The organism is Micromonospora sp. CNZ295 (assembly GCF_004217535.1).
In genome coordinates, this window is record NZ_SHKZ01000001.1 from 2,405,486 (window position 1) to 2,421,972 (window position 16,487).

Sequence of the window (16,487 nt, forward strand, 5' to 3'; positions counted from 1 at the left end):
GCGGCCAGATGGTGACGCAGGTCACGGTAAAGTTGCCGTCACTGCTCCGACGCCACCTCGTTGTCGAGGATTGGGCAGCGGACCTTCGTTCCGCCTCCCGCACCGCCGCACCGCCCCCGTGCCCCCCTCACGAAGGCGATCGCCGTGCCCCTCGCGTACCCGATCCACGCCTCGGCAGGCCGACCGGCCCTGCCGGAGACCGTCGTCCTCGCGGTGGTCTCCCTGCTCCTGCTCGCCGCCGCCGTCGGACCGCTGCCGGCCCTCGGCGTGGTGGCGCTCACCGCCGCGGCCGGCAGCGCACTCGCCGGCACCCGGCTGTCGCGGCTCGCCGCCGGCCCGCACCGACCCCTCGTCCGGGACGGCGACACGCGCGCGGTCGCCCGGCGGCGAGCGGCCCGCCCCCGGCGGGTGGCCGCCCTGCTCGACGCGGCCGTCGTCGCCGCGGGGCTGACCGCCGCCGTCCTGCCCCTGGCCGCCGGGGCGCGGCGGAGCGCCCTCGCCCTCACCGGGCTGCTCGTCGCGGCCCTGCTCTTCGCCGCCGGGCTGGCCACGCTGTCGGTGCCGGCACGCCCGCCGGCCCGGATCCGGCTGCGCCGGCTCGCCGACGTGGCGGGGTCGGGCGCCGGCCTGGCCCTCGCCGGGTGGCTGCTGTTGCCGCGCGACGCCGCCACCGCGCCGGCCCGGCTGGCGGCGGCGGTCACCGTCGGCGCCCTGGCCGCCGCCGCGCTGACCGCGCTGACCGGGCCCGACCGATCGGGTGGGGCGGCCCGCTGCCGGGGCGGCGCGGCCCTGACGCTGACCGGGCTGGTCCTGCTCGCCACGTTGACGGCCGACACCCTGCCCGACCGGGCGGGGCTGCTGGCCGTACCGCCGCTGGTGGGCGGGGTGCTGTTGACCGCGGCCGGCGCGCGGCGGGCGCTGCCTCCGGAGCTGGATCCGCCGACGCTGCCGACGGTGGTGTGGCCGAGGGCGGTGATTCCGGCGAGCGCGGTCGTGGCGGCCACCGGCTGGTGGCTCGGCTCCGGGCTGGCGCCCGACCCGATCGCCGTCCTGCTCGCTCTCGCGGCGGTCCCACCGCTGGTGCTCCGGGAGCTGCTGCGCTCCGGCCGCCGACCGGACGGGCCACCGCCCGGTTCCACGTCGGCCTCCGGCCCGGGACCGGCCGGGGCCGAGCCGACCCCGGGCGGCGGAGTCGGCGGTGCGCTGCCCGCGCGCCGGCCCGGCCCGGCCGGCGACCGGAGCGCGCTGCTGCGGGCGCTCGGCGCGCTGCGGGAGGCGCCGCCGCCGTCCGGCGCTCTGCTGCTCGTGGAGCTGCACGCGCCCACCGCCGAGGCGGCCGAGCACCTCTCCGCACCCGAGATGGCGGACGAGGTGGCGCGCCGGACCCGGGCCGTGCTCGGGCCGGACGACGTGGTGGCCGACGTGACCGTCGGCGGGTTCGCGGTCGCGACCGGCGTCGGGCCGATGCTGGCGTACGCGCTCGGGACCCGGCTGGTCGCCGCGCTCACCCAGCCGTACCAGGTGCCCGGCGCGGCGCTTCCGCTGCAGGTGAGCATCGGCCTCGCCGAGACCGGCGGGACCAACCCGCAGGACGTGCTGCGCCAGGCCGAGCTGGCCCGCCGCCGTGCCGTGCAGCTCGGCCGGGACCGGGTCGAGTGGTACGACGCCTACCTGGAGGAGCAGCTGGTCCGGCGCCTGGACCTGGAACGGGAGTTGCCGGGGGCGGTCGCCCGGGGCGAACTGGATCTGGTGTTCCAGCCGGTGCTCGGGCTGGCCGACCGGCATCCGGTCGGGGCCGAGGCGTTGCTGCGCTGGCGCAGCCCGGTGCTCGGCACCGTGCTGCCGGCCGAGTTGCTGCCGGTGGCCGAGGACCTCGACGTGCTGGGCGAGCTCGGCTGCTGGGTGCTGGAGCGCGCCTGCCGGCACCTGGCCAGCTGGAGCGGGACCGGGCGGGAGCTGTGGATGGCGATCAACGTGGGCGTACGCGAACTGACCTCGCCGGACTTCGTGCCCCGGACGGCGGCGGTGCTGGACGCGTACGGGCTGGCGCCGGAGCGCCTGGTGATCGAGGTGACGGAGCCGGCGGTCGCGGCGGAGCTGCCGACGGTCGTGGCGCGGTTGGCGGGCCTGCGGTCGCTGGGGGTCCGGACGGCGCTGGACGACTTCCGGGCCGAGCACGCCTCGCTCGCCCAGCTCCGCCGGCTCCCGATCGACCTGCTCAAGGTCGGTCCACAGTTGGTGGACCGCAACGCCGACCGCCCGCTGATCGACGTGGTGGTCAGCGTCGGTGAGCGGCTCGGGCTGGAGATCGTGGTGGAGGAGCTGGAGTCCGACGACCAGGTGGAGGCCGCCCGCCTCGCCGGCTGCCGGTACGGGCAGGGGTTCGCCCTCGCTCGGCCGGCGACGGCGGAGCGGGTCGAGGCGTACTTCGAGGAGTTTCCGTTCGCCTCCCGGTGACCGGTGGGTGAATCGGTTCAGTCGATGCGGGGCGGTGCGGTGCTGCCGCGCGGGGTGAGGTGGGCGGTCTCGTCCTGGACGCCGCCCACGGCCGCCCCGCCGATCGCGGCCAGCAGCTGCCGCGCGGCGTGGGCGCCGTACGCGGGGATGTCCCGGCCGAGCGCCGTGAGCGGCGGGTGCACCAACCGGCAGAGCGGCGAGTCGTCCCAGGCCACGATGGACAGGTCGGCCGGGACGGCGAGCCCCATCTCCTGTGCGACCGACAGCCCGGCGATCGCCATCACGTCGTTGTCGTAGATGACCGCCGTGGGTCGCGCGGGCGCGCTGAGCAGGCGGCGGGTGGCGCGGGCGCCCTCCTCGCCGGTGTAGTCGGAGGTCACGGTCACCGCGTCGGCCAGGTCGAGCCGCCGGCACACCGCGGTGAACGCCTCGGTGCGGATCGAGGTGTGCAGCAGTTCGGGCAGGCCGCCGACCCGGGCGATCCGGCGGTGGCCGAGGGCGACCAGGTACTCGACGGTCTCCACCAGGGCGGCCGCGTCGTCGGACCAGACGTTGGCGAGGCGGCCGGTGCCGCCCGGTCCGCCGATCACCACGGCGGGCAGGCCCAGCTCCTCCAGGGCCGGCACCCGGCGGTCGTCGGTGCGCAGGTCGCACACGAGGACGCCGTCCACCCGCCGCTCGCCCCACCAGCGCCGGTAGACCGCGATCTCCGCCTCCGGATCGGCGACCATCTGGAGGGTCAGCGCGTACGACCGGGCGGAGAGTTCCGCCTCGACGCCGCTGATCAGCTCCATGAAGAACGGCTCGATCCCGAGCGTGCGCGCCGGTCGGCACAGCGCCAGGCCGATGGCGTCCGAGGTGGACCCGGAGAGCGCCCGCGCGGCGCTGCTGCGGCTGAAGCCGATCTCCGCCGCGATGGCCAGGATGCGCTGGCGGGTGGTCTCCGAGACGCCGGGCTGGCCGTTGAGCGCGTAGGAGACCGCCCCCTTCGACACCCCGGCGCGTCGTGCCACGTCGGCGATGGTCGGCCGCTTCACCGGTGCCCCCTCGTGCTCCGCCGCCCCAGGTGCCGTCGGCGGATCGTTGATCACTTGCTCGGTTCAGCCTACGACAGGGTGGGCCTCGACGGAACGCCGAGGTACTGGCGCCGGGGTCCGGAAACGTTCGCCACCAAGCAGATCCACGCTCTGGGCGGTGCCCTGCCGGGTTGCCGGCGGGTCTCCCGGTCGATCGATCGTTGACACCGTCGCAGGGCGCTCGTACGGTGTCGTCACTTATCCGGTTCAGTCGACGTCTCTCGATGGCGGGAGCGTTTCCAGATTGGTGTGGAGGATGTGATGACGCGATCCCCGACCCGGTGGGCCCGGACAGCCGCGCTCGGCGCGGTGGGCCTGGTCCTGGTGGCGGCGTGCAGCGGCAACAGCGGCGGTGGTGGTGGGGAGTCCGGCGACCGGGTCACCCTGAAGATCAATTTCTGGGGCGACTTCGGCCTCGACGAGCTGAAGGCGAAGTACGAGGACGCCAACCCGAACGTCAAGATCAGCCTGAACACGGGCGAGTACAACGCCCAGCACGAGGACCTCCAGAAGAAGCTCATCGCCGGGTCGGGCGCACCGGACATCGCCGCCATCGACGAGGGCTTCGTGGTCCAGTTCCGGGGCCAGGCCGACAAGTTCGTCAACCTGCTCGACAAGGGCGCCGGCCAGTACGAGAGCCGGTACCTCCCGTGGAAGTGGAAGCAGACCCTGACGCCGGACGGCAAGACCCAGATCGGCCTGGGCACCGACGTCGGCGGCCTGGCCATGTGCTACCGCACCGACCTGTTCGGCGCGGCCGGCCTGCCCGTCGAGCGGGACCGGGTCTCCGCCCTCTGGCCCACCTGGGACGCGTTCGTCTCGGTCGGCCAGCGGTACACCGCGAAGAGCGGCAAGAAGTTCATCGACTCCGCCACCAACATCTTCAACCCGGTGCTCGGCCAGCAGCCGGTCGGCTTCTACGACGAGAGCGAGACCCTGCGGATGGAGGGCGGCCCGAAGGTCGCCTTCGACGTCGCCGCGAAGATGATCGGCGCCGACCTGTCGGCCAACCTCGCCGCGTTCTCGCCCGAGTGGAACAGCGGCTTCGTCAAGGGCGACTTCGCCGTCCTCGCCTGCCCGGCCTGGATGCAGGGCCACATCAAGAACACCGCGCCCGGCACCAGCGGCAAGTGGGACGTCGCCGCGATCCCCGGCGGCGGCGGCAACTGGGGCGGCTCGTTCCTCACCATCCCGAAGCAGGGCAAGAACGTCGACGAGGCGTACAAGCTCCTGGAGTGGCTGATCCAGCCGGAGCAGCAGATCGAGATCTTCAAGCAGGTGGGCAACCTGCCCTCGCAGCCGGCGCTCTACCAGGACCCGGCGATCCGGGACTTCACCAACCCGTTCTTCAACAACGCCCCGGTGGGCCAGATCTTCGCCAAGACGGCCGAGAACCTGACCCCGCAGTACCTGGGCCGGAAGAACGGCCCGACCCGGGTCGCGGTGGAGAACGTGATCAACCGCCTGGCCACCGGCAACCTGAAGGGCAAGCCCGACCAGGCGTGGACCGAGGCGGTCAAGGAAGCCGAGAAGGCCGCGAAGTCCTGACCGTACGCGCCCGGCCGGGTGGGGCCCCGCCCGGCCGGCCGTCCCGCCTGGAGGTCCCCGATGTCCCCGACCCGGGCCGCACCGGCCCCCGTCCGGCCGGTCGCGCCGGCACCACCCGACGGGCGCGCGTCCCTGCGCGACCGCCTGCACCGCTTCGACCTGCGGTACATGCCGTACCTGCTGATCGCGCCGTTCTTCGTCCTGTTCGCCGTCTTCGGGCTCTTCCCGATCGCGTTCAACGCGGTCGTCGCACTGCGCAACTGGCGATTGGACGATCCGACCCGCACCGGCTGGGCCGGGCTGGCGAACTTCGACCGGCTGCGCACCGACGGCGACTTCTGGAACGCCCTCTACAACACCTTCGGCATCTCCCTGCTCTCCACCGTGCCGCAACTGCTGTTCGCCCTGGTCGTGGCCGCCCTGCTGAACCGGAGGCTGCGGGCGCAGACCTGGTTCCGGGTGGGCGTGCTGCTGCCGTACATCACACCCGTCACCGCCTCGACGCTGATCTTCTCGGTGGTCTTCGCCCGCGACACCGGCATCGCCAACTGGGCGCTGTCCCTGCTCGGCATCGGCGAGACCGAGCCGGTCGACTGGCGTGCGGCGAAGTGGTCCTCCTGGATCGCGATCGCCACGATGGTCAACTGGAAGTGGATCGGCTACAACGCCCTGCTCTACCTGGCGGCCATGCAGTCGATCCCGCGCGACGTGTACGAGGCGGCGGCCGTCGACGGTGCCGGGCCGTGGCGGCAGCTGTGGCGGATCACCGTGCCGATGATCCGGCCGGTGGTCATCTTCACCGTGGTGCTGTCCACCATCGGCGGGCTGCAGCTGTTCACCGAGCCCATGCTCTTCGACAACAACCCGGCACTGGCGCAGGGTGGCGACGACCACCAGTGGCAGACCATCGCCCAGCTCATCTACAAGGTCGGCTGGCGTGACCTCAACCTCGGCTACGCCGCCGCGATGTCCTGGGCGTTGTTCCTGGTCATCCTGCTCGTCGCGGCCGCGAACGCGCTGCTCACGAACCGGCTGGGAGGTGGCAGGCGATGAGCCGCCGCACGGCGCCGGCGGGCCGGGCCCCGCAGAACACGCCGGGCCGGGCCGGGACGTACCTCCTGCTGGCCGGGGTCATCGCGGTGTCGGCGTTCCCCCTGTACTGGATGTTCGTCATCGCCACCAACACCGACGAGGCGTTGGCGAAGATCCCACCGCAGGTGCTGCCCGGCGGGCAGCTGCTGACGAACCTGCGGGAGGTCTTCGCCATGCAGGACGTCTTCTTCCTCCAGTCCCTGGGCAACAGCGTGATCGTGTCGTCCGTGGTCACCGCCTCGGTGCTCTTCTTCTGCTCGCTGGCCGGGTTCGCCTTCGCCAAGCTGCGGTTTTGGGGACGCCACGCGCTGATGGTCATGGTGATCCTGACCATGACGGTGCCCAACCAGCTGGGCGTGGTGGCCCTCTACATCCTGATGGGGAAGATGCCCGGCGAGGGCGGCTGGAACGGCACCCTGCTCGCGGTGATCGTGCCCGGTCTGGTCAGCGCCTTCGGCGTCTTCTACATGCGACAGTTCATCCTGGAGGCGGTGCCCGACGAACTCGTCGAGGCCGCCCGGGTGGACGGAGCCACCACCATGCGGATCTTCTTCAGTGTCGTGGTGCCGGCGGTCCGGCCGGCCCTCGGGGTGCTCGGGCTGCTCACCTTCGTCGCCACCTGGAACGAGTTCCAGTGGCCGCTGATCACCCTCGGCGGCACCGACTACCCGACCTCGATGGTCGCCCTGTCCGACCTGGCCAGCGGCAACTACGTGCTCTACCGGCGGGTGCTGGCCGGTGCCCTGGTGGCCACCCTGCCCCTGCTGGTCATGCTGGTCATCGGTGGACGTCAGATCGTCCGCGGAATCATGGAAGGCGCGGTGAAGTCGTGACCCCGTTGCACGAGGGCTGGAGCCTGCGGGCGGTTCCCGGGCCGCAGGTGCCGGCCGGTGTCGCCGGCCGGGTGGTGCCGGCCACCGTCCCCGGCTGCGTCCACACCGACCTGCTCTCGGCCGGGCTGATCCCGGACCCGTACCGGGACGACAACGAGACCCGGCTGGCCTGGATCGGGCGCACCGACTGGGTGTACGAGACCACGTTCGACCGGCCGCCCGGCGGCCACCAGCGGCTCGACCTGGTCTGCGCCGGACTGGACACGGTCGCCACGGTGACCGTGAACGGCGTCGAGGTCGGCCGCACCGAGAACATGCACCGCGGTTACCGCTTCGACGTCACCGGCCTGCTGCGGGCGGCGGACAACCACCTCGCGGTCCGCTTCGACTCGGCCTACCGGTACGCCGAGGCACACCGGGACCGGCTCGGCGACCGGCCCAACGCCTACCCCGAGCCCTTCCCGTTCATCCGCAAGATGGCCTGCAACTTCGGCTGGGACTGGGGACCGACCCTGGTCACCGCCGGCATCTGGCGGGCGATCGGCCTGCACGGCTGGTCCACCGCCCGGCTGGCGACGGTCCGCCCGCTGGTCACCGTCGACGGTGGACACGGGCGGGTCGAAGTGCACGTCGAGGTCGAGCGCGTCGCCGACCGGCCGCTCAGCGTCCGCGCCACCGTGGCGGGCGCCCAGGCCGAGGCGCGGATCGCGGCGGGACAGCGCAGGGCCGTGCTGGCCCTCACCGTCGAAGAGCCACGGCTGTGGTGGCCCCGGGGGTACGGCGACCAGCCGCGCTACGCCCTGGACGTGGTCCTCGGCGACGGCGACGGCGACGTCCTGGACACCTGGTCCCGGCGCATCGGCTTCCGGTCGGTGCGGGTCGACACCACCCCCGACGCGTACGGCGCGCCGTTCGCGTTGCACGTCAACGACGTTCCGATCTTCGTCCGGGGGGTGAACTGGATCCCGGACGACGCCTTCCCCACCCGGGTCACCCGCGAGCGGCTGGCCCGGCGGTTCGACCAGGCCGCCGGTGCCAACGTCAACCTGCTGCGGGTCTGGGGCGGCGGCCGGTACGAGTCGGAGGACTTCTACGACCTGGCCGACGAGCGGGGCCTGCTGGTGCAGCAGGACTTCCTCTTCGCCTGCGCCGCGTACCCGGAGGAGGAGCCGTTCGCCGCCGAGGTGGCCGCCGAGGCGGTTGAGCAGGTGGTCCGCCTCGCGCCGCACCCGTCGCTGGTGCTGTGGACCGGCAACAACGAAAACATCTGGGGCTGGCACGACTGGCACTGGCAGGAGCCCCTCGCCGGGCGCACCTGGGGCCGGGCCTACTACCTGGACCTGCTACCGCGGACCGTCGCCGAGCTGGACCCGACCCGCCCGTACTGGCCGGGCAGCCCCTGGTCCGGCCGCGAGGAGATCCACCCCAACGACCCGGCGTACGGGACCACGCACATCTGGGACGTCTGGAACACCGACGACTACCCGAAGTACCGCGAGTACGCGCCCCGGTTCGTCGCCGAGTTCGGCTGGCAGGCGCCGCCGGCGTACGCGACGCTGCGCCGGGCGCTGTCCGACGAGCCGCTGGCGCCCGACTCGCCCGGCATGGTCCACCACCAGAAGGCCGTCGACGGGGACCACAAGCTGCGGCGGGGCATCGAGACACACCTGCCGCGGCCGCGCGACTTCGCCGACTGGCACTACTACACCCAGCTCACCCAGGCCCGGGCGGTCCGGGTCGGGGTGGAGCACTTCCGCGCCCACCGGGACCGGTGCGCGGGCGCCATCGTCTGGCAGCTCAACGACTGCTGGCCGGTGACGTCCTGGTCGGCGGTCGACGGCGACGGCCGGCGCAAGCCGCTCTGGTACGCGCTGCGGCGCGCGTACGCCGACCGGCTGCTCACCGTCCAGCCCCGCGAGGGCGGGCTGGCGCTGGTGGCGGTCAACGAGACCGGGGAGTCGTGGCGGGTCACCGCCACCGTGACGCGACTCACGCTGGCCGGTGAGCCCCGGGCGAAGGCGGTGGTCGAAATGGCGGTTCCCGCGTACTCCGCGGGGGTGCGGGCGCTGGCGGCGGAGCTGGCGCGGCCGGACGAGCCCCGGGCCGAGCTGCTGCTCGCCGAGGCGGGGGAGGACGCCGGGCGGGCGTTGTGGTTCTTCGCCGAGGACCGCGACGTGGCATGGCCGGCGGCGGAGTACGAGGCGACGGTCGAGCCGGCCGGCGACGCCCAGCGGGTCCGGGTCACCGCGCGGACGATCCTGCGTGAGCTGGCCCTCTTTCCGGACCGGCTGGACCCGTCGGCCGACGTGGACGAGGCGCTGGTGACCCTGCTCCCGGGCGAGTCGGTGACCTTCACCGTCCGCGCCGACGGCCCGCTGGACGCCGCCGCCCTCACCGCCCGCCCCGTCCTCCGCTGCGTGAACGAGTGAAAGGAAGGGCCCTTCTCGACGCCCCCGATGGGCGCCGACTTGAAGACTTTTGAAAGTGCTAAAGTCGTCAGGTCATCGGGGAGGAGACAACGTGTCGGTGCCGCTGTACCAGGCGAAGGCGGAGCTGTTCCGCACCCTCGGCCACCCGGTCCGCATCCGGGCGCTCGAGCTGCTCCAGGACGGCCCGCGGCCGGTCCGCGACCTGCTGGCCGCCATCGACGTCGAGCCGTCCAGCCTCTCCCAGCAGCTCGCCGTGCTGCGCCGCGCGGGCATGGTCACGTCGTACCGGGACGGCTCGCTGGTCATGTACGCGCTCAGCACCCCCGACGTCGCCGACCTGCTCGCCGCCGGGCGGCGCATCCTCGGCGCGATGCTCACCGACCGGGACGCCCTCCTCGAGGAGCTGCGCGGGGAGGACCGGTGACCGCACTCCTGCGGGACCGGGTCCTGGGGCTGCTGCCCGGCCGGGCCGACTGGGCAGCCGTACGCCGCTCACCGAAGCGAGACCTGCTCGCCGGCCTGACCGTGGCGGTGGTGGCGCTCCCGCTGGCGCTCGCCTTCGGCGTCACGTCCGGTCTCGGCGCCGAGGCCGGGCTGGTCACCGCCGTCGTCGCCGGCGCCCTGGCCGCGATCTTCGGCGGCTCCAACCTCCAGGTGTCCGGCCCGACCGGCGCGATGACCGTCGTCCTGGTGCCGGTGGTGCACCAGTTCGGCGCCGCCGGCGTCCTCATGGTGGGCGCGATGGCCGGGGTGCTGCTGATCGCGCTCGCGTTCGCCCGCATGGGCCGGTACGTCCGCTACCTGCCGGCGCCGGTGATCGAGGGCTTCACCGCCGGCATCGCCGTGGTCATCGCCCTTCAGCAGGTGCCGGCGGCGCTCGGCGTCACCGACGCGCACGGCGAGAAGGTCTGGGCGGTGGCGGCCGACGCGGTCACCCGGTTCGTCGCCCATCCCCGGCCGGCGGCCCTCGCCGTCGCGCTCGGCGTGGCGGCGCTGATGCTGCTCGGCGCCCGGTGGCGGCCCGGCCTGCCGTTCTCCCTGATCGGCGTCGCCGTGGCGACGCTCGTCGCCGAACTCGTCCCGGTCGACCTGGTCCGCATCGGCACGCTGCCCCAGGGGCTGCCGGCGCCCTCGCTGGGGTTCCTCGACCTCGACGCGGTCGGGGTGCTGCTGCCCAGCGCGCTCGCGGTGGCCGCGCTCGCCGCCCTGGAGAGCCTGCTCTCGGCGACCGTCGCCGACGGAATGACGGTCGGCGAGCGACACGATCCCGACCGGGAACTCTTCGGCCAGGGCCTGGCCAACCTCGCCGCGCCGGTCTTCGGCGGCATCCCGGCGACCGCCGCGATCGCCCGCACCGCCGTCAACGTGCGCGCCGGCGCCGCGTCGAAGCTCGCCGCGCTCACCCACGCCGTCGCGCTGGCGGTGATCGTGCTCGCGGCGGCCCCGTTGGTCGGTCGCATCCCGCTCGCCGCGCTGGCCGGGGTGCTGCTCGCCACGACCGTCCGGATGGTCGAGGCCGGCTCCCTGCGGGCGCTGCTGCGCGCCACCCGGGCCGATGCCGTGGTGCTGGTGCTGACCTTCGCCGTCACGGTCGTCTGGGACCTGGTCACCGCGGTGGTGGCCGGGCTGGCCGTGGCCGTGGTCCTCGCGCTGCGGGCGGTGGCCCGCAGCGCCCGGCTCGAACAGGTGCCGCTCGACCCCGGCGAGCACAGCGCCGAGGAGCACGCCCTGCTCGCCGAGCACATCGTCGCCTACCGGCTCGACGGGCCGCTCTTCTTCGCCGCCGCGCACACGTTCCTGCTGGAACTCGCCGAGGTCGCCGACGTCCGGGTGGTGATCCTGCGAATGTCGCGGGTGTCGACCATCGACGCGACCGGGGCGCAGGTCCTCGGCGACGCCATCGACCGGCTGCGGGCGCGCGGCATCGTGGTGCTGATCTCCGGCATCACGCCCGGCCACGACCAGGTGCTCAGCGCCCTCGGTGTCGCCGACCAGCTGCGCAGCGAGGGGTTGGTCTTCCCGGACACGCCGGCCGCCATCGCGTACGCCCGCCACCTGGCGCTCGGTGCGCCGACCGTGGTGGCGAGCCGAGACGCCTGACCCTGCGAACTGCCGATGTTGGGGTGGCTCTTCACCGCTGCAATGCGGCGACGAGTTCACCCACCGAAGTCGAGGGATTTCCCTCAGGCGCTGGAGCCAGCCGCGCCGCCCGGCGGCAGGCGTCGGTGACACCGTCGCGGAACCTGGCGAAGTCCAGCGTCGTCTTGTCCCACTGCGGGAGGTGTTTCCGCAGCAGGTCACGGGCCTTCTTGGCGTTCTCGACGTGCCCCGCGTGATAACTCAGATGGAGCAACAACCACACCTCGAAGCAGGGGTTGGACCAGGCCAGGCGTACTCCTGACGCACGTGCCGTCGCCCGGGAGAGGCCCACTCCAGGCTCGACCGCCCGGTCCGACTGCACGACCATCTGCCGCATGAACGCGAGCGCGCCCAGGCAGTTGGACTTACCGGATGCATTGGCTCCGAAGATGCCGACGACCTGGACCGCCGCTCTTGCGAGCTCGGTGCGGCGGTCGGGAGCGCAGCCTGGCGCCGGCGACGGCCCGACGAGGTCGTGCGTCCCCCTACTCCGGGACGCGGCGGTAGGCGCCGTCGCTGGCCGAGGTGGCCATCGAGGCGTACGCCCGCAGCGCCGCCGAGACCGGGCGCTGCCGGTCGAGCGGCGTGTACGGGCGCTCCCGCTTCTCCTGCGCGATCCGGCGGGCCTGGAGCACGTCGTCCGGCACGTTGAGCTCGATCGAGCGGTTCGGGATGTCGATGACGATCTCGTCGCCCTCCTCGACCAGAGCGATCAGCCCGCCGGAGGCCGCCTCCGGCGAGGCGTGCCCGATGGACAGGCCGGAGGTGCCGCCGGAGAACCGCCCGTCGGTGAGCAGCGCGCACGCCCGTCCCAGCCCGCGCCCCTTGAGGAACGAGGTGGGGTAGAGCATCTCCTGCATGCCGGGCCCGCCCCGGGGGCCCTCGTACCGGATCACCACCACGTCCCCGGCGACGACCTCCTTGGCCAGGATCGCCGACACGGCGTCGTCCTGGGACTCGTACACCTTCGCCGGGCCGCGGAACGTCAGGCACTCCTCGGGGACGCCGGCGGTCTTCACGACGCAGCCGTCCGGCGCCAGGTTGCCGTGCAGGATGGCCAGCCCGCCGTCGGCCGTGTACGCGTGCGCCCGGTCGCGGATGCAGCCGCCGGCCGCGTCGGTGTCGAGGGACGACCAGCGGTTGGTGGTGGAGAACGGCTCGGTGGTGCGCACCCCGCCCGGAGCGGCGTGGAACAGCTCCACCGCCTCGGGGGTCGCCGACCCGCCGCGCACGTCCCAGTCCGCCAGCCACTTCGACAGGTTGGGCGAGTGCACGGCGTGCACGTCCCGGTTGAGCAGGCCGGCACGGTCCAGCTCGCCGAGGATGGCCGGGATGCCGCCGGCCCGGTGCACGTCCTCCATGTGGTACTGCGGCGAGTTCGGCGCGACCTTCGCCAGGCAGGGCACCCGCCGGGAGATGGCGTCGATGTCGGCGACGTCGAAGTCCAGCTCCGCCTCGCGGGCGGCGGCGAGCAGGTGCAGGACCGTGTTGGTCGACCCGCCCATCGCCACGTCCAGCGCGACCGCGTTCTCGAACGCCGCGCGCCCCGCGATCGACCGGGGCAGCACCGAGGCGTCGTCAGCGGCGTACCACCGGTTGGCGATCTCCACGACGGTGCGGCCGGCCTCGACGAAGAGCGACCGGCGTGCGGCGTGGGTGGCCAGGGTCGAGCCGTTGCCCGGCAGGGCCAGGCCGATCGCCTCGGTGAGGCAGTTCATCGAATTGGCGGTGAACATGCCGGAGCAGGAGCCGCAGGTCGGGCAGGCCGAGCGCTCGATGGCGTCGAGCTGGTCGGTGGTGACGGCCTCGTTGGACGCCGCGACCATCGCGTCGATCAGGTCGATCTTGGAGTGCACGACGCCCTCGATGGCGACCGTCTTGCCGGCCTCCATCGGCCCGCCGGAGACGAACACGGTCGGGATGTTCAGCCGCAGCGCGGCCAGCAGCATGCCCGGGGTGATCTTGTCGCAGTTCGAGATGCAGACCAGGGCGTCGGCGCAGTGCGCGTTGACCATGTACTCCACGGCGTCGGCGATCAGCTCGCGGCTGGGCAGCGAGTAGAGCATGCCGCCGTGGCCCATCGCGATGCCGTCGTCGACCGCGATCGTGTTGAACTCGCGGCCCACCCCGCCGGCCTCGGCCACCGCGTCGGCGACCAGGCCGCCGAGGTCCTTGAGGTGGACGTGACCCGGGACGAACTGGGTGAAGCTGTTCGCGATGGCGACGATCGGCTTGCCGAAGTCGTCATCGGTCATCCCGGTGGCCCGCCACAGGGCCCGGGCACCGGCCATCGTCCGACCGTGGGTGGAGGTCCTCGACCGCAGCTCAGGCATGCGTACCAGTCTGACACCACCGGCCGCGCACCGGTTCCCCGCGCACGCCGTGTCCCAACAGATGCACACCCGGTATCCCGCGGCGGGCGGCCATCCGGCACAGTTGATGTGTGCTGTCACCCCCGGGCATGCGCACCCTCGCGGTGCTGAGCGCACTCGTCGCCGCGGCGGCCGTGGCGCTGCTGGTCGTCGGAGCCCGCCGGCGGTCCGGCGGGCTCCGGTCGGCGTACGTCCTGCTCGCCGCGGCCGCCGGCGTCGGGCTGGTGGCGGTGCTGGTCGGGTCCGGCGTGGCGCTCGAGGCGGCCGGGCACGTCGACCACGGGCAGGCCCGGCGCACCGGCTGGGCCGAGGTCGTGTCGCTGATCACGGCGGCCAGCGGGCTGGCCTTCGCCGCCGGCGTGCTGCGGCTGCCGGGCGTGGCGCCCAACGCCGGTGCGGCCGCCCGGCTGGCGCTGGACGGCGTGATCATCGCCACCGCGTTCTGGTTCGTCGGCTGGGTGCTGCTCTCCGAGCCGACCCGGCTCCTCGGCGACGCCACGCCGATGGCCTGCGAGCCGATCCTGCTCGCCACGGTGAGCGCGGCGCTGACCGCCGGGCTCGCCGTCATCGTGGTCTTCCGCGCTCCGCCCCCGCGGCACCGGCTGGCACCGCTGACCGGCGGCGCCACCGCGGTGACCATCGGCGGCCTCGGCGCCGCCACCGGGCTCTGCCAGGCCGGTCCGGCGTTCGCGCTGGTGGGCGTGGCGGTGCTCGCCGCCGGGCTGCTGACCGTCGCGCTCTCCGCCCGGCGGCTCGACCCGCCCTGCCGGTTCGACGTCGACGTGATCCGCCGCGACAGCGACTACGCGTTCCTGCCGATGTTCGCGATGGCCGCCTCGGCGATGTACCACCTGCTCCAGGACGGCCGGTTCGACGCGCTGAGCGTCGTCGCCGGCAGCGTGGAGGGTTTCGCGCTGGTCGCCCGGCAGTACCTGGCGCTGCACGACGTCCGCCGGTACGCGGGCCGGCTGGCCGAGCGGGAGGCGCACTTCCGGGAGCTGGCGCACACCGACCCGCTGACCGGCCTGGCCAACCGGCGCGGCCTGCTGCGCGCCCTGCACCGCTGTGCCGAGGCGGACACCGCGTGCGTCCTGCTCACCCTCGACCTGGACGGCTTCAAGAACGTCAACGACATGCGCGGTCACGACGCGGGCGACGCCGTGCTGGCCGAGGTGGGCCGGCGGCTGCGCGGCAACCTGCGCCCCGGCGACGTGGCGGCGCGCCTCGGCGGTGACGAGTTCGCCGTGCTGATGCCCGGGCGACCGGCCGACGGAGACCGGGTCGGCGAGCGCCTGCTCGGGGTGCTCGGTGCGGCGTACGACCAGCCCGAGGGGCCGGTCTTCCTGTCGGTGAGCATCGGCACCGCCGGCTGGGCCGGGGAGCCCGACGTCGAACTGCTGCTGCACCACGCCGACCTGGCCCTGCGGTACGCCAAGCAGCGCGGCAAGAACCGGATCGAGCGGTACGACGCCGCGTACGACCAGCTGCTGCGCCGGCGGACCACCCTCGAGCACGAGCTGCGCGGCGCGATCGAGCGCGACGAGCTGCGGCTGGCGTTCCAGCCGGTGGCCTCGCTGCCCTCGGTGCGCCCGGTCGGCGCCGAGGCGCTGCTCCGGTGGCACCACCCCGAGCTGGGCAACGTCCGGCCCGACGAGTTCATCCCGCTCGCCGAGGAGTGCGGGATGATCGCGAAGCTGGGGGCGTGGGTGCTGCACCAGGCGTGCCACCAGCTCTCCCGCTGGCTGGCCGACGGCCACGACGTGTGGGTGTCGGTGAACGTCTCACCCCGGGAGCTGCACGCCCCGGAGTACGTCGTCCAGGTCGCCGAGGCGCTGCGGGCCCACCACGTCCCGCCGCAGCGCCTGGTCCTGGAGGTGACCGAGCACGCGGTCGCCACCGACCTGGACGAGCTGATCCGCCGGCTGACCGCGCTCCGGCGCACCGGGGTCCGGATCGCCCTGGACGACTTCGGCGCCGGTTACTCCTCCCTCGGGCAGCTACGCCGCCTCCCGATCGACATCCTCAAGATCGATCACAGTCTCGTCGCCGAGCACGAGCCGGTCCGGCCGGTCGACACCGACGGCCCGGCCTTCGCCCCGATGGTCGACATCGTCATGCGGCTGGGTCACCAGCTCGGCCTGGAGGTGATCGCGGAGGGCGTCACGACGCCGACCGAACTCGCCGCGGTGGTGGCCGCCGGCTGCCGGTTCGGTCAGGGCGCCGCCTTCGGCTGGGGCGTTCCGGCCGAGCACCTGGAGGCGATGCTGGAGGCGGCCACCTCGCCGAACGCGCGACCGGTCCCGATCTCCGCGCCGCCCGCCCCGCCGGCCGGGCCGACGCCGCCCAGGCGGCTGCCGGCCCTCCCCGGCCCCCGGCCGCCCGCCTCTGAGCAGGCCGAACAGGGTGCGTCGGGCCACCCGAACGGGGGATTTCGCAAGATCCGTTAACCAGCATGTGGGATCAGTTGACTCATCGCGTGAGATCCGTCAGGCTTGACCACATGTCGTCGTACCCGTCGCTGCGAGTACTTACCTGAGCGCG

General features: G+C 73.6%; 11 protein-coding genes. 8 read left to right on the top strand and 3 right to left on the bottom strand.

What is annotated here, in order from left to right; translation table 11 throughout:
• Positions 1 to 144 precede the first annotated feature (144 nt).
• Positions 145 to 2,457 (top strand): EAL domain-containing protein, encoded by a 2,313-nt coding sequence (locus tag EV376_RS30840; RefSeq protein WP_486482597.1) that lies wholly within the window; start codon positions 145 to 147, stop codon positions 2,455 to 2,457.
• Positions 2,458 to 2,474: 17 nt separating this feature from the next.
• On the opposite strand, the gene EV376_RS11470 is transcribed toward EV376_RS30840, so the two are convergent.
• Positions 2,475 to 3,494 carry a LacI family DNA-binding transcriptional regulator gene (locus EV376_RS11470; protein ID WP_130322503.1) on the bottom strand — a complete coding sequence of 340 codons (1,020 nt, stop codon included), beginning with the start codon at positions 3,492 to 3,494 and terminating at the stop codon, positions 2,475 to 2,477.
• 300 nt (positions 3,495 to 3,794) lie between these two features.
• Here EV376_RS11470 and EV376_RS11475 point away from each other — a divergent pair, with 300 nt between their 5' ends.
• From EV376_RS11475 to EV376_RS11500, 6 genes are all read left to right on the top strand, one after another.
• The gene (locus EV376_RS11475; protein WP_130322505.1) at positions 3,795 to 5,081 is read left to right on the top strand and encodes an extracellular solute-binding protein; all 1,287 of its coding nucleotides are present in this window, start codon (positions 3,795 to 3,797) and stop codon (positions 5,079 to 5,081) included.
• 60 nt (positions 5,082 to 5,141) lie between these two features.
• Positions 5,142 to 6,134: a carbohydrate ABC transporter permease gene (locus EV376_RS11480; protein ID WP_130322507.1), complete on the top strand. Its 993-nt coding sequence runs from the start codon at positions 5,142 to 5,144 to the stop codon at positions 6,132 to 6,134.
• Positions 6,131 to 7,006 carry a carbohydrate ABC transporter permease gene (locus tag EV376_RS11485; RefSeq protein ID WP_130322509.1) on the top strand — a complete coding sequence of 292 codons (876 nt, stop codon included), beginning with the start codon at positions 6,131 to 6,133 and terminating at the stop codon, positions 7,004 to 7,006. Before EV376_RS11480 ends, EV376_RS11485 begins: the two co-directional genes overlap by 4 nt.
• The gene (locus EV376_RS11490) at positions 7,003 to 9,435 is read left to right on the top strand and encodes a glycosyl hydrolase 2 galactose-binding domain-containing protein (RefSeq protein WP_130322511.1); all 2,433 of its coding nucleotides are present in this window, start codon (positions 7,003 to 7,005) and stop codon (positions 9,433 to 9,435) included. The genes EV376_RS11485 and EV376_RS11490 overlap by 4 nt, the downstream gene beginning before the upstream one ends.
• 91 nt (positions 9,436 to 9,526) lie before the next feature.
• Entirely contained in the window at positions 9,527 to 9,859 is a 333-nt protein-coding gene (locus EV376_RS11495; protein ID WP_130322513.1) for a metalloregulator ArsR/SmtB family transcription factor, read from the top strand.
• A complete protein-coding gene (locus EV376_RS11500) occupies positions 9,856 to 11,535 on the top strand; it encodes a SulP family inorganic anion transporter (RefSeq protein WP_130322515.1) in 1,680 nt (559 codons plus the stop codon). Before EV376_RS11495 ends, EV376_RS11500 begins: the two co-directional genes overlap by 4 nt.
• Positions 11,536 to 11,566: 31 nt before the next feature.
• Here the strand turns inward: EV376_RS11500 and EV376_RS30470 are convergent, their stop codons facing one another.
• Entirely contained in the window at positions 11,567 to 11,911 is a 345-nt protein-coding gene (locus tag EV376_RS30470) for an RloB domain-containing protein (protein ID WP_207228128.1), read from the bottom strand.
• Between the two features lie 148 nt (positions 11,912 to 12,059).
• Positions 12,060 to 13,907: a dihydroxy-acid dehydratase gene (gene ilvD, locus EV376_RS11510; protein ID WP_130322517.1), complete on the bottom strand. Its 1,848-nt coding sequence runs from the start codon at positions 13,905 to 13,907 to the stop codon at positions 12,060 to 12,062.
• A gap of 110 nt (positions 13,908 to 14,017) precedes the next feature.
• Between ilvD and EV376_RS11515 the strand changes: the two genes are divergently transcribed.
• On the top strand, positions 14,018 to 16,393 hold the full coding sequence (locus EV376_RS11515; protein ID WP_130322519.1) for a bifunctional diguanylate cyclase/phosphodiesterase: 2,376 nt from the start codon (positions 14,018 to 14,020) through the stop codon (positions 16,391 to 16,393).
• Positions 16,394 to 16,487 lie beyond the last annotated feature (94 nt).